22 protein-coding genes are annotated in these 26845 nt (G+C 35.0%); 8 read left to right on the forward strand and 14 right to left on the reverse strand.

What is annotated here, in order from left to right; translation table 11 throughout:
* Window positions 1-8: 8 nt before the first annotated feature.
* Window positions 9-1928 carry a molecular chaperone DnaK gene (gene dnaK / locus AC5LWZ_RS00870; RefSeq protein WP_034903492.1) on the reverse strand — a complete coding sequence of 640 codons (1920 nt, stop codon included), beginning with the start codon at window positions 1926-1928 and terminating at the stop codon, window positions 9-11.
* Window positions 1929-2157: 229 nt separating this feature from the next.
* Between dnaK and satP the strand changes: the two genes are divergently transcribed.
* The gene (gene satP / locus AC5LWZ_RS00875) at window positions 2158-2736 is read left to right on the forward strand and encodes an acetate uptake transporter (RefSeq protein WP_034903495.1); all 579 of its coding nucleotides are present in this window, start codon (window positions 2158-2160) and stop codon (window positions 2734-2736) included.
* A gap of 70 nt (window positions 2737-2806) precedes the next feature.
* Here the strand turns inward: satP and AC5LWZ_RS00880 are convergent, their stop codons facing one another.
* The 12 genes from AC5LWZ_RS00880 to polA form a co-directional block, all read right to left on the reverse strand.
* The gene (locus AC5LWZ_RS00880; RefSeq protein ID WP_493463827.1) at window positions 2807-3631 is read right to left on the reverse strand and encodes a hypothetical protein; all 825 of its coding nucleotides are present in this window, start codon (window positions 3629-3631) and stop codon (window positions 2807-2809) included.
* Window positions 3632-3862: 231 nt separating this feature from the next.
* On the reverse strand, window positions 3863-4306 hold the full coding sequence (locus AC5LWZ_RS00885; RefSeq protein WP_198201825.1) for a PTS sugar transporter subunit IIA: 444 nt from the start codon (window positions 4304-4306) through the stop codon (window positions 3863-3865).
* A gap of 15 nt (window positions 4307-4321) precedes the next feature.
* The gene (locus AC5LWZ_RS00890; RefSeq protein ID WP_493463828.1) at window positions 4322-4819 is read right to left on the reverse strand and encodes a PTS sugar transporter subunit IIB; all 498 of its coding nucleotides are present in this window, start codon (window positions 4817-4819) and stop codon (window positions 4322-4324) included.
* A gap of 38 nt (window positions 4820-4857) precedes the next feature.
* The gene (locus tag AC5LWZ_RS00895; protein ID WP_065577935.1) at window positions 4858-5718 is read right to left on the reverse strand and encodes a PTS system mannose/fructose/sorbose family transporter subunit IID; all 861 of its coding nucleotides are present in this window, start codon (window positions 5716-5718) and stop codon (window positions 4858-4860) included.
* A 43-nt stretch (window positions 5719-5761) separates the two neighbouring features.
* Entirely contained in the window at window positions 5762-6595 is an 834-nt protein-coding gene (locus AC5LWZ_RS00900) for a PTS mannose/fructose/sorbose/N-acetylgalactosamine transporter subunit IIC (protein ID WP_086321142.1), read from the reverse strand.
* Between the two features lie 52 nt (window positions 6596-6647).
* Window positions 6648-7628, reverse strand: coding sequence for a D-isomer specific 2-hydroxyacid dehydrogenase family protein (locus tag AC5LWZ_RS00905; RefSeq protein WP_294910629.1), 981 nt, complete (start codon window positions 7626-7628; stop codon window positions 6648-6650).
* Between the two features lie 339 nt (window positions 7629-7967).
* Window positions 7968-9641, reverse strand: coding sequence for an asparagine synthase B (gene asnB, locus AC5LWZ_RS00910; protein ID WP_110446905.1), 1674 nt, complete (start codon window positions 9639-9641; stop codon window positions 7968-7970).
* Between the two features lie 164 nt (window positions 9642-9805).
* On the reverse strand, window positions 9806-10150 hold the full coding sequence (locus tag AC5LWZ_RS00915) for a YdbL family probable chaperone protein (RefSeq protein WP_110446904.1): 345 nt from the start codon (window positions 10148-10150) through the stop codon (window positions 9806-9808).
* A gap of 141 nt (window positions 10151-10291) precedes the next feature.
* Window positions 10292-10477 (reverse strand): YnbE family lipoprotein, encoded by a 186-nt coding sequence (locus tag AC5LWZ_RS00920; RefSeq protein ID WP_173795303.1) that lies wholly within the window; start codon window positions 10475-10477, stop codon window positions 10292-10294.
* 18 nt (window positions 10478-10495) lie between these two features.
* Window positions 10496-12100: an intermembrane phospholipid transport protein YdbH family protein gene (locus AC5LWZ_RS00925; RefSeq protein WP_493457895.1), complete on the reverse strand. Its 1605-nt coding sequence runs from the start codon at window positions 12098-12100 to the stop codon at window positions 10496-10498.
* Between the two features lie 58 nt (window positions 12101-12158).
* Window positions 12159-13589: a glutamate--tRNA ligase gene (gene gltX, locus AC5LWZ_RS00930; protein WP_110446902.1), complete on the reverse strand. Its 1431-nt coding sequence runs from the start codon at window positions 13587-13589 to the stop codon at window positions 12159-12161.
* Between the two features lie 272 nt (window positions 13590-13861).
* Window positions 13862-16636 (reverse strand): DNA polymerase I, encoded by a 2775-nt coding sequence (gene polA / locus AC5LWZ_RS00935; protein ID WP_493463829.1) that lies wholly within the window; start codon window positions 16634-16636, stop codon window positions 13862-13864.
* A 204-nt stretch (window positions 16637-16840) separates the two neighbouring features.
* Between polA and folE the strand changes: the two genes are divergently transcribed.
* From folE to ispH, 5 genes are all read left to right on the forward strand, one after another.
* Window positions 16841-17500, forward strand: a complete 660-nt coding sequence (gene folE, locus AC5LWZ_RS00940; protein WP_086363232.1) for a GTP cyclohydrolase I FolE — start codon at window positions 16841-16843, stop codon at window positions 17498-17500.
* A gap of 260 nt (window positions 17501-17760) precedes the next feature.
* Window positions 17761-18696, forward strand: coding sequence for a bifunctional riboflavin kinase/FAD synthetase (gene ribF, locus AC5LWZ_RS00945; RefSeq protein WP_110446900.1), 936 nt, complete (start codon window positions 17761-17763; stop codon window positions 18694-18696).
* 37 nt (window positions 18697-18733) lie between these two features.
* Entirely contained in the window at window positions 18734-21541 is a 2808-nt protein-coding gene (gene ileS, locus AC5LWZ_RS00950; protein ID WP_493463830.1) for an isoleucine--tRNA ligase, read from the forward strand.
* Window positions 21542-21659: 118 nt separating this feature from the next.
* Window positions 21660-22130 (forward strand): signal peptidase II, encoded by a 471-nt coding sequence (gene lspA, locus AC5LWZ_RS00955; RefSeq protein WP_086360956.1) that lies wholly within the window; start codon window positions 21660-21662, stop codon window positions 22128-22130.
* Window position 22131: 1 nt separating this feature from the next.
* Entirely contained in the window at window positions 22132-23082 is a 951-nt protein-coding gene (ispH, locus tag AC5LWZ_RS00960) for a 4-hydroxy-3-methylbut-2-enyl diphosphate reductase (RefSeq protein ID WP_198222389.1), read from the forward strand.
* On the opposite strand, the gene AC5LWZ_RS00965 is transcribed toward ispH, so the two are convergent.
* Window positions 23079-23333, reverse strand: coding sequence for a YfhL family 4Fe-4S dicluster ferredoxin (locus AC5LWZ_RS00965; protein ID WP_294883424.1), 255 nt, complete (start codon window positions 23331-23333; stop codon window positions 23079-23081). The genes ispH and AC5LWZ_RS00965 overlap by 4 nt on opposite strands.
* A gap of 261 nt (window positions 23334-23594) precedes the next feature.
* Here AC5LWZ_RS00965 and AC5LWZ_RS00970 point away from each other — a divergent pair, with 261 nt between their 5' ends.
* Together AC5LWZ_RS00970 and AC5LWZ_RS00975 are read left to right on the forward strand one after the other, a co-directional pair.
* Window positions 23595-24797, forward strand: coding sequence for an efflux RND transporter periplasmic adaptor subunit (locus AC5LWZ_RS00970; protein ID WP_363317473.1), 1203 nt, complete (start codon window positions 23595-23597; stop codon window positions 24795-24797).
* 1 nt (window position 24798) lies between these two features.
* The gene (locus AC5LWZ_RS00975) at window positions 24799-26769 is read left to right on the forward strand and encodes a MacB family efflux pump subunit (protein WP_198222387.1); all 1971 of its coding nucleotides are present in this window, start codon (window positions 24799-24801) and stop codon (window positions 26767-26769) included.
* The last annotated feature ends 76 nt before the right edge of the window (window positions 26770-26845 follow it).

Genomic DNA, 26845 nt, shown 5'->3' on the forward strand with positions numbered 1-26845 from the left:
GTTAATGCTTATTTTTTTTCATCATCAACTTCTTTGAAGTCTGCATCAACAACATCATCTTGCCCTGCAGCACTTCCGCTATTGGCTTGACCTGCAGATTGATCTGCTTGAGCTTGTTGTTGAGCTAACTCAAGTAATTTTTTTGAAGCTTCCATTAATGCATTAATTTTAGCTTCGATCTCTGCTTTGTCTTCACCGCGAGCTGCATTTTCTAAATCACTCACAGCGCTTTCAATAGCTGTTTTATCATCAGCTGATAATTGATCACCAGCTTCAGTCACTTGTTTACGAGTTGAGTGAACAAGATGATCAGCTTGGTTACGAATTTGAGCTAATTCTTCGAATTTACGGTCTGCATCAGCATTTGCTTCAGCATCATTTACCATTTTTTGGATCTCTTCTTCGCTTAATCCTGAAGAAGCTTTAATGGTAATGTTTTGCTCACGACCAGTATTTTTATCTTTTGCTGATACATGCAAAATACCATCAGCATCAATATCAAAGGTTACTTCGATTTGTGGCATACCACGTGGTGCAGCTTGAATACCATCAAGGTTAAATTGACCTAATGATTTGTTGTCACTTGCACGTTTACGTTCACCTTGTAATACATGGATAGTTACAGCTGATTGATTATCTTCAGCAGTTGAGAATACTTGACTATGTTTTGTTGGGATAGTCGTGTTTTTCTCAATCAAGGTAGTCATTACACCACCCATTGTTTCAATACCTAATGATAATGGTGTTACGTCAAGTAATAATACATCTTTAACATCACCACCTAATACACCACCTTGTACTGCCGCACCAACAGCTACTGCTTCATCAGGGTTAACGTCTTTACGTGGTTCTTTACCAAAGAAATCTGCAACAGCTTTTTGAACCATTGGCATACGTGTTTGACCACCAACTAGGATGACATCTTTAATATCAGAAACACTTAGACCGGCATCTTTTAATGCTGTTTTAACAGGTTCCATTGAACGTTTAACTAAATCTTCAACTAATGATTCAAGTTTAGCGCGAGTCACTTTGATATTTAAGTGTTTTGGCCCACTTGCATCAGCAGTGATATACGGTAAGTTAATATCAGTTTGTTGCGCTGATGATAATTCAATCTTCGCTTTTTCAGCAGCTTCTTTTAAACGTTGCATTGCTAATGGATCATTTTTAAGATCAAATCCTTGTTCACGTTTAAATTCGTCAACTAAATAGTTAATTAAACGTGAGTCAAAGTCTTCACCACCTAAGTGAGTATCACCATTTGTTGCTAATACTTCAAATGTTTTTTCACCGTCAACTTCATCAATTTCGATAATTGAGATATCAAAAGTACCACCACCAAGGTCATATACAGCAATAGTACGGTTACCAACATCTTTATCTAAACCATAAGCCAACGCCGCTGCAGTTGGCTCGTTGATAATACGTTTTACATCTAAACCAGCAATACGACCAGCATCTTTGGTTGCTTGACGTTGTGCATCATTAAAATAAGCAGGAACAGTAATAACTGCTTCTGTAACAGGCTCACCAAGATAATCTTCTGCAGTTTTCTTCATTTTCTTTAATACTTCAGCAGAAATTTGTGGTGGAGCAATTTTTTGACCTTTAACATCAACCCAAGCATCACCATTATCAGCTTTAACAATTTTATATGGCATAATACCAACATCACGTTGTACTTCAGCATCTTCATAACGACGACCGATTAAACGTTTAATTGCAAATAATGTATTTTGTGGATTAGTTACGGCTTGGCGTTTAGCTGGTTGACCAACTAAGATTTCACCATCTTGAGTGTAAGCAATGATGGAAGGGGTTGTGCGATCACCCTCGGCATTTTCTAATACTTTTGCTTGACCATTATCCATTACTGCAACACATGAATTTGTTGTACCTAAATCGATACCAATAATTTTACCCATAATCTTTTCTCCTCAAACCTGTATTTTATTTCTTATATATAAGACTGAAAACATCGTTTTCAAGTCCCATTTTAGATAAAGAAATGTTTTTGTTTTCACATAAATGGGAACAATATTATTAATATCAAGGGGTGATACAAAATTATTTTTTACAAAATCTTGATTATCAGCTTTTCAACACTTATTATTGCCGCTCTTTTTTTTACGAAAATTAATTTATAGGATCCTTATGGAACAAATAAAACTTGCAAATCCAGGTCCACTTGGACTAATGGGTTTTGGTATGACTACAATTTTATTAAATATTCATAATGCAGGATTTTTTCCAGTTATGACGGCAATCGTTTCTATGGGTATTTTTTATGGTGGATTAGCCCAAGTAATCGCAGGAATTTTAGAATTCCGTAAAGGAAATACCTTCGGAACAACAGCGTTTACTTCATACGGTTTCTTTTGGATTGCTTTAGTTGGTATTTGGTATTTACCTACTTCACCAGCAACTGCACCTACCGATGCAACCTTTTTAGGGATTTTTCTAGCACTGTGGGGTATTTTTACCGCATTTATGTTTATTGGTACATTAAAAGCTAACCGAGCATTACAATTTGTTTTTGCCAGCTTAACCATTTTATTCGCTCTATTAGCAATTGGTAATATTTCTGGTAACCATGACATTATTCATATTGCTGGATTTGAAGGCATAATTTGTGGTGCGAGTGCAATTTATCTTGCGATGGCTGAAGTTCTAAATGAACAATTTGGTCGTACAATTCTACCTATTGGTGCAGCAAAAGGCGCTACACATTAGTTCATCACAATTCTGATACCTACTCAATTCTATCGGTAGGTATCAAGTTCTTTTCCACAACAATCCATTATCATTTTTCATTCATCAATGCTCGGCATACATCTCGTAGTGATTGTGTATGTTTTTCTAATCTTTCATCAGATAAATAATTGTCTTTAGACGAGTGAGCATTTTTTATTAGAATTTTATTATCTTCATTTATATCACCTGATGTGATCATAATGTAATTAGATAATGTCGTTTCAATACTCCCATCATGAAAATGAACATCCGCTATATTTAGATCAGATCCTTGTGGTTTAAAAAAAACTAAATCATCACCATTCGCAATACTATCCAAAAAAATAAATTTTTTATCTTTGATTTGTTTAGCATAGCTTTCTAACATTTTTAGACCATATTGGCCACTATTGCCGCCATCATAAAGAACAAAAGCGATTTTTTTCTTTTCTTTTTTATCTAACTTATTAATAAGATTAATAATAGTAATAATACTTGATGAATTACAAACGAAATTTTTAGTGTTTGGAATCCCACTCTTAAATTTGGCAATTAAGAAAAACAATAGCACTGTTGAAACTATAGCTGAAATGCCAGAAACACTGAAAAAGCCATTAATCCGGATATCAGGTAAAAAAACGAGGTAATTTAATATTAATGATGCAATGAATAAAAATATAAACGGCGCAACACTAATAAAGTAAGTCAGCTTACTAAATTGTGATTGAAAAGCATACGTTTTCTGCAAATTAAAATTATTGATCCCAGTATCGTAATTAGTACAAATAACGACCTCTGCTTTATTAAGATCGCCGATATAAGCATTATAATAATTTTGATAACGTCTAGTCGCTAATTTTAATTTAGAAAGTTTCGCATCCACTTGATAACCCAATGGAGCTAATTCCTTAGATATTATCCTTAAAAAAGAGATTTTCTCTTTTGGATTAAACCTTTTACCAAATATGATGCCATATCGCAAAATCAGATCTTTCAATATTTCCATTATTAATAAACTATTTTTATATAAAGTTAGACAATATAGTTAATATGATTTTAAAAATCATATTAACTATAAATAGATTAAGATAAAAATTAACTTAATAACATTAAATTAGTTATTACATTAATAATCATCATCATTTTCATTGTTGTTTGATTGAGATATGTTAGCAACGGCATCTTGAATATTTTCATGCCCAGCCTCGATACTTTCCGCAGTAAGATCATTCAATGACACAGAATCTCTATTACATACTGCATTAATTACCATAGGCAGACTCATACCAGTAATGACTCGAACATTCATACCAAGCTCATTCCATTGTGGAACGCATTGCATCGAAGCATTATATGGAGATGCGCCATAAAGGTCGACAAATATAAGAACACCATCGCCAGAATCTAAAGATTTTGAACAATTGAATAAATCAGTTTTTAACTGATTTATATCTTGTCCAGGATTAAGTGATAATGATTCAAATTGGCTTTGTTCTCCAACAATCATTTTCACACTGTCTTTTATTCCAGCCGCCATACTTCCATGGCTAACTAATAAAACACCGATCATGTTATTAATCCTATATTATTCAAACATTTTAATTACTTCACTTAAAGGTACTTTCTTTAATGAAGGCGTTGCTTGGCAATAAATATCCATATTCGGAAAACTATTTTGTAAATCAATTAATAAATCGAGTTGCTCTTTATTAATCGATACTTCTTTAATGATTGAGGTTGCCCCTGGAACCAGTGGTAAACCGCCAATATTAAGATTAGTTACAGGTACGCCAGATTTAATAATTTTATACATTACTTCAATATTTTTAGTAATTAAAATAACCTTAAAATCATCATATTGACGATCGTTCCAATACCTAACCGCACCATCTTCTTTTAATACTCTAATTTTATGACCAGTGCTGGCGCCTGCGCCAAGAATAATATTTTTGGTGAATTCATCATTTGCCGAATAATCATCTGCAACAAATAAAGCATTAGCGCCGGCCGCTTTTGAAACATTTGTTGCGACTTGACCATGAATAAGACGACTATCAACCCGAGCTAAAACAACTTTTCCCATAATTTAAAACCTCTATTATTATTTATATTTAATTATTTTTATAAAATACCAATTGCGGCTAAAACACCAAGAATAACAGTTAGCCCAATTAAAGCTCTTGTTACTTTCAATCCTTTCTTAGAAAAATAAAAATACAATCCCATTACAACAACAAGCGGTAATACTCCAGGTAAAATCTTATCCAGTGTATCTTGTATAATGAAATCTTTACCAGATAAGGTGAATTTTAAACTAGAGGAAACTTTAATATAGCTTGCAGCTAGAATACCCATCATAAATAGACCTAAAATAGATAAGGCTTCTATGATCATCTGCATCTTATTACCAACGACTTCTGTTGCCGCATTTCTACCTAATTTAAATCCTAATTGGGCAAAATAGTAACCAACAAATAGTTGATATAAAACAAATGCAACAAATGGGAATAACGCACCTATCGCTAATCCTTCTTGCGCCCATGGTAATGCGATGGCAATAAAAATATATTGTATAGTACCCGAGTCAATCGCATCCCCGATACCGGCCAAGGCTCCCATTAAACCGGCTTTAGTGTTATAAAGCACATCATTATCAATACTAATTGGTTTGTTTTGATAAACTTCATCAGCACGTACAGCTTCTAGTGAAGCCATAATTCCTGAAATAGTTCCACCACCCCACGTGATTTGAGTATTAAAAAATAACAAATGTCGTTGGTAAGCAGCAGCTAATTCACTTTTTGATTTATATAACTTTTTAAGAATTGGCATTAATCCCCACATTAATGATGCCGCAAGATAACGGTCAAATGAGTGTGGAATTTCATTGGCATAATACCAACGTAACCATGCAAATGTGATATCTTTTTTAGTAATCGTTTCTGGCTTTAGATCAATACTTTCTTGTACTATTTCTGTCATTATAAAATTCCTCTTTCTAATTTATTAATCAAATAACTAATGATTAATAATCATCGTCATCAACTTGATTGTTATTATTTGAATTATTTCTAGGTTGATCTACCGCAGAATTTACTGCTTCATTTTTTGCAAGAACAAAAATAAAGGCAACTATTGCACCAACTATTGCGTAAGTTACCATGGTAATATTTAGTGGTTTGGCAATAACCGCCATAAAATAGGCAAGTAAGAAGAAAATGATGTAGCTTTTTTTACCAATAACATAAATGGTTAATGCAATACCCACAGCAGCAAGCCCACCACCAATTACATTAAGAATATGGAAAACTAGTCCTCCAGCATTCGATTTAATCACATCAGCAATAATTGGTGCCCCAAAATATAACGCAACAAACATAAACGGTACGAATAATGCAAAGCTACAAATTATTGGTAACACGATGATAGAAAAGGTTAATCCTTTACTATTAGCTTCTTCGGCATATTTTTCCGTTAATTTCATAATCATGGTATTAAAGAAAAATCTTAATTGATATAAGTAAGATCCTAATAAACCTACCGGTACTGCCACAGCTACGGCGGCTGTTGGTTCCATTTTACCCAACAATGCGACGGGAACAGCAACTGCTGTTGCTATAGCTGGTTCTGATGGCATTTGCCCACCAGGTGAAAAAACACCCATATAAATCAACTGAATAGCAGCTGTTGTTATCATTGCATTAGGAATATCATTAAATACAATCCCAACAATCAAACCGGTCATCATTGGCGTAAATCGCAACGTTAACGTAGCACCACCTAGACCCCGAGACATTACCATTGCAACCCATATTGATATAATAGCTGCTTGAAGAAACGTTACATGCATTTCTTGCATATATAAACTCCTTACTATTTTTATAATTAATTAGTTAGTTTCAGTTAAATGATTAAGAAACCACCGATTGTAGCTCTAAGTTATTAACAAAATTTTCTACATCTTGTACACATTTTTCCCCCATACCTTGCAGACACTCAATTGCATAAGCAGAAGTATGTGGTGTAACAAGAACTTTAGGATGTTTAACTAAAGGATGATCACTGTATGAAGGTTCAACATACATGACATCTGTTGCGTGACCAGCTACAGTGCCATTATCGAGCGCATTTATAAGTGCAGTTTCATCAATTAATTCGGCTCGAGCAGTGTTAGTTATATAAACGCCTTTTTTCATCAAAGAAAATTGCGGCGCTTTTAAAATATGATAGCTAGTTTCATTTAATGAGGCATTTAACGAGATGATATCTGCATTTTGCAGTAAATAATCTAACTCAACAATTTCAATATTATTTTTGTTAGCCCAATCAACATTAACTTTTGGATCCACCACCAATAGGCGAGCATTAAATCCATGTTTGAAAATTTCTGCCACGCGACTACCAATGTTGCCACAGCCAATAATACCAATCACTTTACCCGTAACATTGATACCTAAAAAAGAGGCTCTTTTCTTCCATTCATTTGACTTAACCGCTTCTTGTGATTGAACTGTTTGTCTAATTAATGCAAGTAAATTAGTCACTGCATTTTCAGCAACAGCATCACGTTCAACCAAAGGAGGAACGATAGTAACTATTGTGCCATGCTCTTTGGCAGCAACAACATCAACATTATTAAATCCGATGCCATGACGGGAAAGTAATAGTAGCGGTTGTTTTTTATTATCAAAAAACTCTTTGTTAAAAAAAGGTCTAACACTGGCAATAACAATATTAAAATCTTGCAATGCTTCAGCTAATTCCTTCCCTGGAATATTATTTTCAAAAGTAAAATGTTTTACTTCACCTATTTTTTCTAATCTTTCTAGATGATTAGGAAAATATTTTCCAAAACTACTTGAGTTGATTATAGCGATTTTATAATTTTTCACTCAATGCTCCTAATTCATGATTTATATACTTATATAAAGTTATTTATAGGAATATAAATATTATTTTATTTCCATTCAGCCACAATGTGACTGGTAACATTTAGTATAGTTTATAAACTTTTTAAAAAAGTGAATTTAGATCACATATTTAATAAAAAATTATTTTCTATGATTGTTTGGTAGCAAATTGAATGAATAAGAAAGGTAGAATTGAAAAATAATTTATTGATTATATTATCGATTTTTATAATTATATAATCTAAACATGAAAATTTTTAACAAATTATTTAGATATAAAAAAAGGGCATAATGCCCTTTTTCAGATTGAATTAGTTAATATTACTTTTTATAAGCATCATTATGTACACCAACCGCTGCGCGGCCTGATGGATCATTTAGATTTTTAAATGACTCATCCCATTCAATTGCTTTAGCTGTTGAACAAGCCACTGTAGGACCACCAGGTACACAATGCGCAGCACTTTCAACTGGGAATAATTCATCAAAAATTTCACGATACATATAAGCTTCTTTTGAAGTTGGCGTATTGTATGGGAAGCGGAATTTTGCATTTTCCAACTGTTGATCGGTAATTTTGCTTTCGGCAATCTCTTTTAAGGTATCGATCCAACTATAACCTACACCGTCAGAAAATTGCTCTTTTTGACGCCAAACCACTGATGCTGGTAAATAAGATTCAAATGCTTCACGAACAATGTGTTTTTCCATCTTACCGTTACTACCACACATTTTATCCTGTGGGTTAATGCGCATAGCAACATCTAAGAATTTTTTATCTAAGAATGGTACCCGAGCTTCAACACCCCAAGCAGCCATTGCTTTATTAGCACGCGCACAGTCATACATATGCAGTGCTGCTAATTTACGCACAGTTTCTTCATGGAATTCTTGAGCATTTGGCGCTTTATGGAAATATAGATAACCACCAAATACTTCATCAGCACCTTCACCTGATAGAACCATTTTAATACCCATAGCTTTAATTTTTCTTGCCATTAAGTACATCGGTGTTGAGGCACGAATCGTTGTTACATCATAAGTTTCAATGTAATAAATTACATCACGAATTGCATCAATCCCTTCTTGTATTGTGAAGTTAATTTCGTGATGAACAGTACCTAAATGATCGGCAACTGCTTGGGCAGCTTTAAGATCAGGCGCACCTTTTAAACCAACCGCAAACGAGTGTAATTGTGGCCACCATGCTTCTGATTTTTCATGATCCTCAACTCGACGCGCAGAAAACTTTTTAGTAATCGCTGAGATAACTGAAGAATCAAGTCCACCAGATAGTAAAACACCATAAGGAACATCAGACATAAGATGGCTTTTTACTGACTCTTCTAATGCGACACGAAGTTCATTGATATCTGTCTTATTATCTTTGACATTATCATATTCCATCCAATCTCGTTTGTAGTAGGTCTTAATTTCACCCTCGGTGCTAGAAAGATAACAACCAGGAGGAAATGCTTCAATAGTTTTACAAACAGGTACTAAAGCTTTCATCTCAGAGGCAACATAAAATGTACCATTTTCATCATATCCCATATACATTGGAATAATACCAATATGATCGCGACCAATAAAATAGGTACCTTTGTTGATGTCATAAAGAATAAAAGCAAACATACCTTGTAGTTCATCAAGACAGTGAATACCTTTTTCTTGATATAAGGCTAGGATAACTTCACAGTCAGATCCTGTCTGAAATTCATAACGATCTTTGTACTGATTTCGGAGTTCTTGATGATTATAAATTTCGCCATTTACCGCTAAAACTAGGGTTTTGTCTTTATTATAAAGCGGTTGAGATCCTGTATTAACATCTACAATTGATAAACGTTCATGAGCTAAAATAGCTTTATCAGAAGCAAAAATACCAGACCAGTCAGGTCCACGATGACGTTGTAGACTTGATAGTTCTAACGCTTTTGTTCGTAGTTGTTCTGGATCTGATTTAATATCAAGAATACCTAAAATCGAACACATTGATTTTCTCCATTTAAAATCGCCAAAGCGATACTATTTACAAATAAAACTTATTTTAATTATCACTGCAAGTAAATCACAAAAATAACAGGATACACATTATTGGTAAACAATTAAAGTACAATATCATTATACTTTTTCTATTGTTGTAATAAAGTTTGCCATTATTTTTTTAACCACTGCCCTTGTTGTTTGATATATTGGCCTGCTGGTGTTTTTTCTTGTGCTTTACTACCTGCACGGCTCTGCACATCAGACAAAGGTACTTTAGTTTCTGCAGAGACTTTTTGATATTGCTGTTTACGAGCCTGATTAATTAATTTCGCAATTTCGCTAGCATTACCTTCATTTTTGACCACGCCTAGATAACCATCAGCTTGTTCACCAACCAAACCATTAGCTTTGGCTTGACCTAATTCATTAATTGCCTGATCTAAATTTAAAGCAAAAACTGGTAAAGCTAATATTATTGATAATAATGCTATCGTTGCTTTTTTATAGATATTCATAATAACCCCCTTATTAAATACATCATATTAAATTGTATTAAATATGTGTAAAAATTATTAAAAAATCATCTTATGTTCCGCAAGAGTAATTTTTTAGATTCACGACATTATTAGTAAATAACGATCGATAATAATATTAATTTAGTATAAACCTGATTTATTGATAATGTTATCTAAGGCTTTATCAACTTTAATATTAATTTCATGATCAATCTTAACATTTAAATTGATATTAATTGGTTCATTTGGCGCTTGTACCTTAACCGTTGGTGTACAGCCAATTAATACTGCGCTACACACGATAATAGTAATCATATTTTTTAGCATAATATAGCCTCTTATCTATCAAGATTTCCCTCTCAAATACGCTTCAATACGTTTTCGTATGGGGTCGTTAATCTGATCGGAAAGTTGTAAACTTATCAACAATTTTGCAATATTTTCTTCAAGATTAATATTTAAATTTACTGCTTTACCATTTTCAACATCTCGGTTACTGCCTTGGATATTTAATCCTAACTTTGCAATCTCATTAGCATAATTAACCGTACCTGATAATTTAGTATAATGAAAATTTTTAATAATATCAGTGAGAATTTTCATATTAGGATTGGCTTGTGCATAATTTTGCAATGCTGAATTTTCAAACCGCAAAAAGCCCTCATTGACCGTTACTAATTGACCATTTTTGATAATAACTTCGGTCAAAGCGGTGCCTTTTTTAGTAGAAGGCAATAAAGTAATCGGTAAAACACCATCAATCGCGCCTTCTCCAGCTAACCCCTCAGCAGGATATTTTGCAAAAATATCTTTAAGTTGTACCTTTTTTAACCTTAAATTAAATTTTTGGGGTAATTTTGCTAAATTCAATTGCCCTTTATCAAGAGAAACAGAACCAGAAAAAATAGCGGCTTGTGCTAATTGCCATTTTACAACTCCTTTATTTGGTGCAGCTAAAGATGCTGAATAACTACCAGCTAATTTTACTTTTTCAAAAATAACACCAATATTCACTTGTTGAATGGTTAATGCTGAAGTTGTAACAGTAAATTGATTATTGTTGAATAAAAGATTTATATCCCCCAAAGCGGATTTAAATTCGCTTGCCTTATATATGCCGTCAAATTTATTAATTGTTAATGATGATTTGACGTTAACTTGATTAGCTTTAAATGGAATCGGCAATGCTGCATCAAGAGTTAATTTTCCGATTAATGGTTTAATAATTAAATCATCGGAAAAATTCGCTTTTTCAATATTAACTAGTGCTTTATCGGTACTTTTTAAAGTAAATAGCTTATCGGTTAAAACACCACTGAATGGTAAAGTTAAACTACCTTTTTCAATACCAAAATACGATAAAGATGTGGTCAAAACACCATTTTCAATTTCAACCGATGAATTTGATTGATTAAATGAGATATCAGCAGCAAGCGTTGCCATATCCTGAGAATTACTGGCTAGGTTGAGTTGCAAAGTATTTTGATTTTTAACCACTGCAACTTTCAGATTAAATAATTCACTATCTTGCTGGTGTAATATTAAATGTTCAATGTTAATATTTGTTGGTAACCAGGCAATAATAGTCGAAATCAATGAAGGTTCAAAAGTAGATTGATCAAGTTGTTGTAATTGATCATCTGCAATTTTCGTTACTGCTTGTGTATTGGTAAAATCGGCTTTTTGCCAATAGATATCGATATTTTTAGCGCTCAGCTGTGACCATGATATTTTCACATCGCTAGCCGTTACTGATAATTGTGATTGCTGAGCAATATTTAGTTCAGCAAAAGATAAACCATCCCAGCCGATGTTGATGCCTTGCCAGTCTATCGAAAGATTATATTCATCCTTAAGTGCTAACCAATAACGCCATCCAGATAAACTTGCTATGATTATAATCAATAATATAAGCGACGGAATCCAATAACGTTTCTTTAAGCGAGCCATAATAAACTCTCAACAAGATAAAGTGAATCGCCGAGTTATTATCGGCGATTAAATGAGATTACGCTTGAGTTTGTTCTCTGTTAGCAATATAAGCCAATGCTTTATCTATTCTAGCTAAGGTGCGTTTTTTACCAACCGCATAAACAGTGGCATCAACTGAAGGTGATTGCCCAATTCCGGTTACAGCAACCCGAAGAGGCATACCAACTTTACCCATACCAACCTCAAGCTCAGCTGCTGTTGCTTCAATGGCATGGTGAATTTTATCGATTTGCCAATCAAAGTCAGAAATTGCTTCAATTTTAGCCTTAACCACTTCTAATGGCTCTTTGGCAACGGGGCGCAAATGCTTTTTAGCCGCATCAGCATCAAACTCAGCAAAATCTTGATAGCAATAGCTACTTGATTCAGCCATTTCTTTCAATGTTTTACAACGCTCACCAAATAATTTGACGATAGTAATCAAATCGGGGCCTTGATCTAAATCATAACCTTGTTGATTCATATGCCAAACTAAATGCTGTGCAACATAATCAGCGTCTAAATGATTAATATAATGATGATTTAACCAAAGTAGTTTTTCAGTATTAAATGCACTGGCCGACTTACTGACTGCATCTAAAGAAAAGTAACTCACCATTTCAGGCACCGAGAATATTTCTTGATCACCATGAGACCAACCAAGCCTAACTAGATAATTTAATAGTGCTTCAGGCAAATAACCATCATCACGATATTGCATAACACTTACCGCACCATGACGTTTCGAGAGTTTTTGCCCATCATCACCTAAAATCATCGATACATGACCATATTCAGGTAATGGTGCACCAAGCGCTTTAAGAATATTAATTTGTCGAGGGGTATTATTAATGTGATCTTCACCACGAATAACATGAGTAATTTCCATATCCCAATCGTCTACCACGACACAAAAATTGTAAGTTGGTGATCCATCAGTACGACGAATTATGAGATCATCAAGCTCTTTATTGGCAATTTCAATTGGTCCTCGAATTAAATCGTTGAAAACAACTACTCCATCAGTAGGATTAGCAAAGCGAACAACATGCGGTTCGTCATGATTATGCTGTTTTTGTACGTTATCACAACGGCAATGACCATCATAACGAGCTTTTTCACCATTCGCCATTTGCTGTTCACGTAATTTTTCTAATCGCTCTTTCGAACAATAACAACGATAAGCAGTACCATTAGCTAACATTTCGTCAATCACTTGATTGTAACGATCAAAGCGTTTAGTTTGAAAATATGGGCCTTCATCCCATGATAATTTTAACCAATTCATACCTTCCATAATCGCTTCAATCGCTTCTGGCGTTGAACGCTCAAGATCGGTATCTTCAATACGTAATACGAAAGCACCTTGCGCATGGCGAGTATATAGCCAAGAATAAAGTGCTGTACGAGCACCACCCACATGTAAGTAACCGGTAGGGCTTGGTGCAAAACGGGTTTTAATTTTCATGAAATAATCCTATTAATAACAAAAAAGAACACTCAAACGTCAATTCGTTGCTCGCGCTCTTCTTTATTTAAACTTTTCTCATAAGTGAGAAAAATAATAACAATTTGTAATAAATTCAATTTAGTTGTTTATTCTAACACGCCAAAAGGTTTCGGCAAGCCATCGCTAACAGCATAAAATTAACAACTATTTTATAAAAGTATTGAGTAATTAACTACATATTTTAGTATAAAAATCAAACTATAACGTATAAGTTAATTTTAATAAAAAGATTAATGCGCTTCATCCCAATTATTACCAATACCAACATCAACTTTTAACGGTACTGAAAGTTGATAACAATTCTCCATAATTGATTTAATCAACGCACTATATTCACTCACCAACTCTTCTTTAACTTCAAACACCAGCTCATCGTGTACTTGCATCACCATTCTGATATTACCTGTCGGTTGATTTTTTATCCACTCACTCATTTTAATCATAGCGGTTTTGATGATATCTGCTGCAGTACCTTGCATTGGTGCATTAATTGCCGCACGTTCAGCGCCCCGTTTTTCAATACCATTGCCAGAAATGATTTTTGGTAAATATAATCGTCTTCCTGATAAAGTTTCCACATAGCCTTGTTGCGTTGCCAATTGGCGTGTTTCTTCCATATAAGCTTGTACACCAGGATAACGTTCAAAATAGCGATCAATATAGAATTGTGCTTCTTTACGGGGAAGATTAATTTGTTTCGATAATCCAAATGCACTCATACCATAAATCAAACCAAAATTGACTGCTTTCGCACGTCGTCTCTCTTCGGCTGTAACATCTGCCTCTGGTTTACTTAATACTTCACTCGCGGTAACCCTATGAATATCTTTATCATCAGCAAAAGCGCTAAGCAGACTTTGATCCTGTGATAAATGCGCCATAATACGCAACTCTATTTGCGAATAATCGGCTGAAATAATCTTATAACCTTGTGGTGCAATAAATGCTTGCCGAATTCTACGTCCTTCTTCATTACGTACAGGGATATTTTGTAAATTCGGATCATTTGATGACAACCGCCCAGTTACCGTACCAATTTGATTGTAATTGGTATGAATGCGATGGTCTATTGGACTTACCATCAGCGGTAATTTATCAGTATAAGTGTTTTTCAGTTTTGCTAAACTACGATAAAACAAAATTTTACGCGGTAAAACATACTGCTCAGCAAGTTCACTCAACACATCTTCACTAGTTGATGGATCACCTTTTGGTGTCTTTTTTAAGACAGGTAATTGGTGTTTATCAAATAAAATAGCTTGAATCTGTTTTGGTGAAGAAGGATTAAATTTTTCACCTGCTAGGAAATGTAATTCAGCCTCTATTTCTAGCATTTTTTTATTTAATTCAATGGAATAATCATTCAACTGTTTAGCGTCAACTAACACCCCAGTCCTTTCCATATCGGCCAACACAATCGCCAACGGCATTTCAATATCGGTAAATAACTTACTGAGCTTGTGGTCTTTTTCCAGTTCAGGCCATAGTTTCTGATGAAGTTGCAAAGTCACATCCGCATCTTCAGCGGCATATTGCGTAGTTTTTTCAACTTCAATAGCATCGATAGTGACTTGTTTTTTATCAACCTTGGTTAATTCATTATAAGTAATAGTTTTAAGATGCAAATAACGATTCGCCATACTATCCATATCGTGTCGTTCAGTGCTATTTAAGACATATGACTCCAACATTGTATCATAAGCAATACCTTGCACATGGATACCATAATTAGCTAACACACTGTAATCAAATTTGGCATTTTGGGCGATTTTCTTAATTGCTGGGTTTTCTAATATTGGTTTTAATTTAGTTAATACATCATCTAATGGTAATTGATCTGGTACACCGAGATATTGGTGATTAATTGGAATATAGGCAGCTTGATAAGGTGCCACACTTAGTGATATTCCAACCAATTTAGCATGAATATGATCAACATTATCCGTTTCTGTATCAAAGGCAAACTGCTGACAATTAGCTAATTTACTAACCCAATCATCTAATTGCTCATAGGTCAATATGCATTGGTAATCTGTATCTATCTTATCTTTAACGGTATCGCTTTCCTGCGAGAATAACGACATATTATCAATATCAGTAGCCGTTAGTTTTTGTTGTTTTAAAAAATTACCCGCTATTAATTCTTTTTGCCAACGATGAAAACCATAATAGGAAAATAATTCGACTAATTTATTTACATCAAGATCTTTAACAAGTAGTTGTTCATTCGTAAAATCTAATGCCACATCGGTTTTAATGGTAGCTAATAGATAAGAAAGCTCAGCATCCTTTTGATTATCTATTAATTTTTGCTTTAATGATTTAGCGCCTCGAATCGATAATTTCTCAATATCGTCTAAATGGTTATAAATATCTTTTACACTATCAAAAGCAGTTAATAAAGCCTGTGCTGTTTTTTCGCCAATTCCTGCTACCCCAGGTATATTATCGGAATTGTCACCTCTTAATGCTAAATAATCTATAATTTTTGCTGGTGGCACACCAAATTTATCCACAACACCTTGCGGATCAAGTGCGGTATTATTCATGGTATTAATCAGTGTAACTTTATCGCTTACTAATTGCGCCATATCTTTATCCCCAGTACTAATGAGTACCTGAAGATTTTCTTTTTCTGCTTGTTTGGCTAAAGTCCCGATCACATCATCAGCTTCAACACCTTCAACGCAAAGTAATGGTAAACCCATCGCTTTTAAAATGGTGTGAATGGGTTCAATTTGTGGTCGTAAATTTTCCGGCATCTCTTCACGAGTTGCTTTATATTCACTATAAATTTCATTACGAAATGATCCACCTTTAGCATCAAAAACTACCGCTATATGGGTAGGATTATATTGATTCATCAAGCTACGAATCATATTAATAACACCAAATATAGCCCCAGTTGGTTCACCATTGGCATTGGTTAAAGGCGGACAAGCAAAAAAAGCCCGATAAAGATAAGAAGATCCATCAATTAAAATAATTGGCTCATTATTTGGCATCAATAGTTACCCAAATGTTATTAGATTTAATAACTATAAGTATAACCTAATTAACAGTAATATTGTTGCTGACTCCGATAATATAGTGTAAAAATAATCCAGATAATAACGAGCTTTTATCCAATCCAATGCATGAAAATTACTGTATATCACTATATGAGTAATATATAATGTGACATCTATTTTCGCCTGAGTACTAAATAAATGACAGAATTAAGTCTTGCTGCGCAAAAAGTCAAAGAGGCATTAGCAGCTAAAAATCTTGAAACCCCATCATGTCGTTTAGCTATGGAAAATAGCGAACGGAAAGCTAAAATCGAAGCGCATTTCCGAGAAATCATGAAACTCATGGAACTTGATTTGCATGATGATAGCCTCGCCGAAACGCCGCATCGAGTCGCAAAAATGTATGTTGATGAAATATTTTCCGGTCTTAATTATCATAATTTTCCGAAAATAACTCTTATTGAAAATAAAATGCAGGTTGATGAAATGATCACTGTTCGTGATATTACTTTAACCAGTGTTTGTGAACACCATTTTGTCACCATCGATGGTAAAGCAACCGTTTCTTATATCCCAAAAGATAAAGTGATTGGTCTATCAAAAATCAACCGAATTGTTCAGTTTTTTTCACAACGGCCACAAGTACAAGAAAGATTAACCCAACAAATTTTGGTTGCATTGCAAACACTACTCGGTACAGTCAATGTTGCAGTATCAATTGATGCAACACACTTTTGTGTAAAAGCCCGAGGCATTAAAGATTCAAATAGTTTAACCACCACTACCGCGTTAGGTGGCGGATTTAAAACTAATCCAAGTACTAGACAAGAGTTTTTAAGAGCGTTAAAACACTATTAATCAATAAAATAATCCAATATAAAGTATATGTTGGATTATTTATCAGTAATCGACTAAAAAACAGTTATCGCTTATTTATACTCACGACAGGAAAAATATAAATACGCTTGATACTACCTCAAGCGTTTTTATATTAACCAATCACAATATTGCCAATACCGCCATAAAAAGCCCAATTGTTATTGCGTGCATCTTCAAGAAAGATTGGTATAATTGGCAGCTATTTTAGTGAAAACATAATAATTAACTAACACTCTTTAATGAAGATAATCCGCGGTATTGATAATTTAAACAATGAATTTACTCAGTGTGTACTTACATTGGGCAACTTTGATGGTGTGCACTTAGGACACCAACAATTAATAAATCATTTAATTGAACAAGGTAAAAAATTAAACTTACCCACAGCGGTTATGTTATTTGAGCCACAACCATTAGAGTTTTTCAGTAAGCGAGCACCAACTCGCTTAACTTCATTTAAAGAAAAAGTACGACTAATTGAAAAACTCGGTATCGACTATATTATTGCAGTACCCTTTACCCAAACTTTTGCCAATATGTCAGCCAATGCATTTATTCAAGACTGGTTGATTAATAAATTGAACGCTAAATATATTGTTATTGGTGATGATTTCCAATTTGGCCGAGACCGCAAAGGCGACATCAATCTGTTACAACAATATACTCCAAATAACCATTTTTCGGTTGAAAGTATGCAAACCTTTGTTTGGAATAATTTAAGAATCAGCAGTACAGCTGTTCGTGAAGCACTGTTTAATAGTGATTTTGAATTAGCTCGTTGCCTTTTAGGTCGTGATTACGCCATTCAAGGTAGAGTGGTGCATGGTAATGCATTAGCAAGACAATTAGGATTTCCAACCGCCAATATTCATTTGAATCGAAAAAAACCTGCTTTACAAGGGGTCTATTTTGTCAAAGTCAAAAACTGTTGTAGCAATCAATATTATCATGGCATTGCCAATATCGGTATTAGACCAACCATTGAAGGTAAAAAAGCAATTTTAGAAGTGAATCTATTTGACTTTTCAGGTGATATTTATGGACAATATTTAGACGTTACCTTTGTCTGTAAATTACGCGATGAGAAAAAATTTGATTCTTTAGCAGATTTAAAACAACAAATTTCACAAGATGTTTGCACTGCGAAACAGATCAGTGCAAAATTAACCAATTAAAAAGTAGTATCAACAAAAATAACTGGAATAAATCAGCATGACAGACTATAAAAATACATTGAATTTACCGGAAACTGGATTCCCTATGCGAGGCGATCTTGCTAAACGTGAACCAGCTATGTTGCAAAATTGGTATGATAAAGAACTTTATCGCAAAATCCGTCAAGTAAAAAAAGGCAAAAAATCTTTTATTTTGCATGATGGCCCTCCTTATGCAAACGGAAAACTTCATATCGGTCATGCCGTTAATAAAATAATTAAAGATATTATCATCAAATCTAAAGGTTTAAGTGGTTATGACTCCCCGTATATTCCAGGATGGGATTGTCATGGATTACCGATAGAACAAAAAGTTGAAGAACAGGTTGGTAAACCAGGCGTAAAAGTGACACCAGCTGAATTTCGCCAAATTTGTCGTGATTATGCGGCTTCACAAGTTGAACTACAAAAAGCTGATTTTATTCGTATGGGTGTACTTGGCGATTGGCAAAATCCATATCGTACAATGAATTATGATACTGAGGCGAATATTATTCGGGCTTTAGGTAGAGTGATTGAAAATGGTCATTTAGTCAAAGGGGCTAAACCAGTTTATTGGTGTACCGACTGTATGTCAGCCTTAGCGGAAGCCGAAGTTGAATATTATGATAAATCATCACCGGCAATTGATGTCAAATTCAAAGCAACTGACAATCAAACAGTAGCAAATAAATTCGGAGTTAGTACTGACTTAACTATTTATGCGGTTATCTGGACCACCACACCATGGACATTACCAGCTAGCCGAGGAATTGCGCTTAATGCAACGGTTGAATATCAATTAATCCAAATCAACGATAAAGAGTGCCTAATTTTAGCTGCTGATTTAGTTGAATCAGTTATGAAACGTGCTGATATCACTGATTGGAAAATCTTAGGTTCTTGCCAAGGTGATGCGCTTGAATTATTACGTTTCAAACATCCGTTCCTCGATTTTGATGAGCCAATTGTACTTGGTGAACACGTTACTGTTGATGCTGGTACTGGTGCTGTTCATACCGCTCCAGGTCACGGTGTAGAAGACTTTATCGTTGGCCAAAAATATGGCCTTGAAGTCGCCAACCCAGTGGGAGGCAATGGTTGTTATTTACCGGGAACTGGTGCTGGTTTAGATGGTTTATTCGTTTTTAAAGCCAATAAAGTAGTCATTGAGCTATTAAAAGAACACAATGCACTATTACACTTTGAAAATATTGAACATAGTTACCCATGCTGTTGGCGACATAAAACACCTGTAATTTATCGTGCAACTCCACAATGGTTTATCAGCATGGATAAACAAGGTTTACGTGCTCAATCGCTAAAAGAGATTAAACAAGTTCGTTGGATCCCTGATTGGGGTCAAGCTCGAATTGAAACAATGGTGGCAAATCGTCCTGATTGGTGCATTTCACGTCAACGTACATGGGGTGTACCAATGACGTTATTTGTACACAAAGAAACTGAAGAGCTACATCCGGACACACTACAATTAGTCGAAAAAGTCGCTAAATTAGTTGAGCAAAATGGTATTCAAGCATGGTGGGATGCCGATATTAAAGATCTATTAGGTCCCGATGCCGATGATTATCGCAAAGTACCAGACACGCTAGATGTATGGTTTGATTCAGGTTCAACATTCTACTCAGTTGTTGGCGTACGTCCTGAGTTTGAAGGACATGAAGCGGATATGTATTTAGAAGGTTCAGATCAACATCGTGGTTGGTTTATGTCTTCGTTAATGTTATCAACTGCAATTGATAACAAAGCACCGTATAAACAAGTATTAACGCATGGCTTTGTGGTCGATGGACAAGGTCGTAAAATGTCTAAATCGCTAGGTAATATCGTTACACCACAAGAGGTAATGAATAAATTAGGTGCCGATATTCTACGATTATGGATTGCTTCAACCGATTATTCAGGTGAAATGAGCTATTCAGATGAAATCATCAAACGTGCAGCTGATAGCTATCGTCGTATCCGTAATACTGCGCGTTTCTTATTGGCTAACTTAAATGGTTTCGATCCAGTTAAAGATATGGTTAAACCTGAAGATATGGTGGTACTCGATCGCTGGGCGGTTAGCGTGGCTAAAGAAGCACAGGAACAAATTATTCAAGCTTATGAAAACTACGATTTCCATAGAGTGGTACAACGCATAATGCAATTCTGCTCAATTGAAATGGGCTCATTCTATTTAGATATTATCAAAGATCGTCAATATACGGCGAAAAGTGACAGTATTGCCCGTCATAGCTGTCAAACAGCGTTATACCATATTGCTCAAGCGATGGTTCGTTGGATTGCACCTGTTTTATCATTTACTGCAGATGAAATTTGGCAATATCTACCTGCTGGTGAAAAATCTGAATTTGTGTTTGAAGATGAATGGTATACCTCACTATTTAGCCTGTCTGATAGTGAAACACTAAACAGTGCTTACTGGGCACAAATTTTAACTATTCGTAGTGAAGTGAACAAAGTGTTAGAACAAGGTCGTAATGATAAAGTCATTGGAGGCTCACTTGAAGCAGCAGTTACACTTTATGCTAATAGCGAAATTGCTACGGCACTTGCGAAATTAGAAAACGAATTACGATTTGTATTACTGACTTCACAAGCAAGTGTTAAACCGTTAGACAGTGCATCACAACAAGCAGTACAAAGTGATATTCAAGGTCTTAAAATTGAGCTTGCTAAAGCACAAGGCGATAAATGCCCTCGCTGCTGGCATTATACTGTTGATAACAATCCAACCACTCACTTATGTAAACGCTGTGAAGAAAATATTCATGGCAATGGTGAAGTAAGACATTTTGCTTAACCACTAACAGTGAGTGTTAGGTATAGAAAAGAGCTATAAAAATAATCTTATAGCAATTAACTAAGTACATTTACCGCCGACGATTGTCGGCGGTATTATAATAATGAGCATAGACTATATGAAAAAAGATAACGGACTTTACTGGTTATTATTAGCGGTAGTGGTTTTTGTTATAGATATCGCAAGTAAATTTTGGATTGTGAAGAATTTTTTCCTTTTTGAATCAGTAAATCTACTTCCCTTCTTCTCGATAACGTATGTCCGCAATATAGGTGCCGCATTCAGTATATTTGAAGGCCAACGCTGGATACTGGCAGCAATTGCCTTTATTGTCAGTGCAGTAATTGTTTATATGCTATATCGCAATAAGCATAAACAAAAACTAGAAAACTTCTCATTAGCATTAATTTTAGGAGGTGCGTTAGGCAACCTATTCGATCGCCTCTATCATGGTTTTGTTGTTGATTTCCTAGATGTTAATTTTGGTGATTGGCATTACCCAACTTTTAATATTGCTGACTGTGCCATTTGTTTAGGTATTGGCGTCTTTATCCTAAGCAATTATGTAAAACCAAAAAAGATGGATTAACATGCAGATTATTCTCGCTAATCCACGTGGTTTTTGTGCAGGTGTAGATCGAGCAATCACCATCGTTGAACGAGCAATCGAACTGTTTGGCGCACCGGTTTATGTGCGCCATGAAGTCGTGCATAACCGCTACGTGGTTAATCGTCTTAAAGAGTTAGGCGCAATATTTATTGAAGAAATTAATGAAGTACCTGATGATAGTATCCTTATTTTTTCCGCCCATGGCGTATCTAAAGCGGTTCGAGATGAAGCTAAACGTCGTCAACTACGGATATTTGATGCAACATGTCCTTTAGTTACCAAAGTTCATATGGAAGTTGCTAGAGCAAGCTATCGAGGAGAAGAAGTTATTCTTATTGGTCACGCTGGTCATATTGAGGTCGATGGTACTATGGGGCAGTATAGCAATCCTGAAGGTGGCATTTATTTAGTCGAGTCCATTGAAGATGTGCAGAACCTGCAAGTAAAAAACGACCAGCACCTCTGTTTTACAACCCAAACAACGTTATCCGTTGATGATACTGCTGAGATAATCTCAGCTTTAAAAAATCGCTTTCCGAATATTCGCAGCCCTCGTAAAAATGATATCTGCTATGCGACCACCAATCGGCAACAAGCGGTTAAACAGCTATCATCTCAAGCCGATGTGGTTTTAGTAGTTGGTTCGAAAAACTCGTCAAACTCAAACCGATTAGCTGAACTGGCAAGGCGAAACAGTAAACACGCTTATTTGATTGATTTCGCATCCGATATTAATCTTGAGTGGCTAATTAATGCTCGGACTATCGGTGTAACAGCTGGGGCATCAGCGCCAGATATTTTGGTTAAGCAAGTTATCGATCACCTAAAAAGTCTAGGTTGTACATCATTGGTTGAAACCGAAGGAATTTCAGAAAATATCACCTTTGAAATTCCAAAAGAATTACGCATAGAGGTAAAATCAACTAATTAAAAAGAATGGGTTAGTTGCTTGAATTTTTCCAATAACTGCTCTTGGCTTTCGACATAATCAGGATCGGCAATAATCGCATTTTGAATCGGACAAACTCGCTGGCAAGTCGAATGATCATAATAACCAACACATTCAGTACATTTATTTGGATCAATTTCATAAGTATCAAACCCCATTGAGATAGCCTCATTTGGGCACTCGGGTTCACACATATCACAATTAATACACTTTTCGGTTATTTTTAATGCCATTGCTATAATATCTTTAACCAGTAAAAAAATTGGCGCCATTATAACGCAATCGCCAATAATTCCTAATACGGATCTACATTGCTATCACATGATTATTAAAATTTTTGCAAAAAATTTTGAGGAAAGGGGGTTTTTTAAAACAAAATTTAGCACCAAAACTAGTTAATTTTCATAAAAATTACAATTTATTGTCTTTAGTTATCATCGCAAATTAAATTAATACGTTACAATGCTCAAAAAAATAACAAAAGAAATAAAAGGATGAAAAGATTGGCAAAATTCTTAAGCGTTAAATCCATCGTTATTACGGTTATTGGTTTTGTTCTGCTTTATATAGCAAAATTAATTTTGTTTCCTGCTGAACCAAATATTAATTATATAACGTCAACGGTCTCTAAAGCGAATATTGAGAAAACGGTACTTGCTGATGGCACTATAAGTGCTTTCAAACAAGTTAGCGTTGGTGCGCAAGTTTCTGGGCAAATTAAAAAATTGTATGTTGAGCTCGGTGATGAGGTTAAACAAGGTGATATGATTGCTGAGATTGATGATCTTAAGCAAAGCAATGATCTTAAACAATCCGAGGCGTCTCTTAACAGCTTAGAAGCCCAACGAACCTCGAAGCAAGCAAAATTAGTCAATTATCAATTAACCTATGAACGTCAATTAAAGTTGGTTAAAAAAGGGGTTGGCGTCCAATCTGATTTAGATTCTGCCAAAGCAGATCTTGATGCAATTAAAGCCGATATTGCCGCTCTTGATGCAGATATTGTTAGTGCTCAAGTCGCAGTTGATACTGCAAAAGTCAATTTAGGATACACTAAAATACGTTCACCGATTGATGGTGTTATTGTTGCGATTCCAGTTGACCAAGGGCAAACCGTAAACTCGGTACAAAGTGCACCAACAATTGTTAAAGTTGCCCAACTGGACAAAATGACTATTGAAGCACAAATTTCCGAAGCAGATGTTATCGGTGTTAAAAAAGGAATGCCGGTTTATTTCACTATATTGGGACAACCAAACAAGCGTTTTGATGGACTAACACTGCGGGCGATTGAGCCAGCCCCTGACTCAATTAATACTGAAAGCTCAGCGAATTCAAGTACGTCATCGACCACCAAAAGTGCAATTTATTATAACGGCTTATTAGATGTCGATAATCCTGATCATATTTTACGTATTTCTATGACTGCTCAAGTCTATATTGTGCTAGCAGAAGCAAAAGATGTCCTTGCCATTCCATCACAAGCTATCCAAAAAAATACTGGTAAAAATAAAGCGATCGTTTATGTTCTGAATAATCAAAATAGTATCGAAGAGCGGGAAGTTAATTTAGGGATTAATAATAATATTAATGTTGAAATCAAATCAGGTCTTAAAGAAGGAGAAGTTGTCGTTGTTAGCAGTGCAAATGGTGCAACATTTAATCCAAATAACAAAGGGCCAAGGATAAGATTCTAAGATGACCAACAATAATACTCCATTAATAAAACTTGAGAATATTATTCGTGAATTTCCAGCTGGAGATTCTACTATACAAGTTCTAAAAGGCATCAACTTAACCATTAATGCTGGGGAAATGGTTGCCATTATAGGGGCCTCTGGTTCTGGTAAATCGACTTTAATGAATATTCTTGGTTGTCTTGATAAGCCAACAGAGGGAATTTATTCAATTGGTGGCCGAACTACGAGTCAATTATCGCCGGATGAATTAGCTGAGTTACGTCGTGAACATTTTGGCTTTATCTTTCAACGTTATCATTTATTAAATGCCTTAACAGCACAAGGTAATGTGGAAATACCGGCAATTTATGCTGGTGTGACCAATGAACAACGGCAAAGTCGTGCCACCAACATTTTATCTCGTTTAGGCCTTGCCGATAAAATAAATAATAAACCCAATCAATTATCCGGCGGTCAGCAACAACGAGTAAGTATTGGACGGGCATTAATCAATGGCGGACAAATTATATTAGCCGATGAACCAACTGGCGCACTCGATCGTAAAAGTGGTTTAGAAGTCATGGCTATTTTACGAGAGTTGCATCAACAAGGACATACCGTCATTATCGTTACCCATGACCCCAATATTGCCCAAAGTGCCGAAAGAATTATTGAAATTAGTGATGGCAATATTATTTCCGATTCAATTAATCCTAATTATTGCTCTGAACAAGCTAATAATCGACAAGTTAAGCAAATAGAAATAACCAAAACTCAAGATAATTTTTCAGCTAAATATTACCGTTTTCGCGATGCGTTTAAAATGGCAATATTATCTATGTTGTCACAACGATTACGAACTTTTTTGACTATGTTGGGTATTATTATTGGTATTGCTTCTGTGGTCTCTATGGTTGCTTTAGGGGAAGGAACAAAGCAGAAAATACTTTCCAATATTAATTCATTAGGCACCAGTACCTTAGAAATTTATGCCGGTAGTGGTTTTGGTGATCGTAATGCCGATAAAATTACTACACTAAGATCATCGGATGCTGATTTTCTAGCTCAACAAAGTTTTGTTCATAGTACTACACCTAACCTTTCTACTAGTGTCTATTTTCGTATTAATAATTTAGCAGTTACAGGGACTGTAAATGGTGTCGGCGAGCAATTTTTTGCTGTACGTGGCTATACAATCAGTAAAGGTATTGCCTTCGATCAAACAGCGGTAATGACCTCAGCCCAAGAAGCGGTAATTGATGAAAATACCGTTAAAAGATTGTTTAGTGATCAAGATCCAATAGGTAAAATTCTAATGGTTGGCCAATTACCCGTTAGAATTATTGGGGTTGCAACTAGACAGCAACAAGGATTTGGTAATAACGAAAGCCTTAATATTTGGTTACCTTACACAACGGTAACTAATCGCATGGTTGGGCAAACATCATTAAGAAGTATTACTGTTCGAATAAATGATAATGTGGATTTAAATATTGCCGAACAAGCGATTAATAAAATTATGTTGCAACGTCATGGTAGTAAAGATTTCTTTATCTTTAATTCAGACAGTGTAAGAGAAACCGTTAACTCTTCCGCTTGGGTGTTAACTTTGTTGATCTCAACTATCGCATTAATTTCTTTGATTGTTGGAGGTATTGGGGTAATGAATATTATGCTGGTATCAGTAACGGAAAGAACTCGGGAAATTGGCGTCCGTATGGCGGTTGGTGCTCGTTCTAGTGATATTTTACAACAATTTCTAATTGAAGCTGTGTTAGTGTGTTTAATTGGTGGTACCTTAGGTATCGTTCTATCATTTATTATCGGCTTTATTTTTAATTATTTTGTTACCTCATTTGCCATGAGTTTTTCTATCATTTCGATTATCGCAGCCTTCAGTTGTTCCACTATGATTGGTATTATTTTTGGTTATGTTCCGGCAAAACGAGCTGCAAAACTTGATCCAATTTATGCATTAGAAAGAGAATAAAGACTTTTTAATAAAATAAAATCCCTTTGTCGTAAAAACCAACAAAGGGATTTTAATATTTTTAGAAAACCGTAGA

The organism is Gilliamella sp. LMG 34362, from assembly GCF_984569125.1.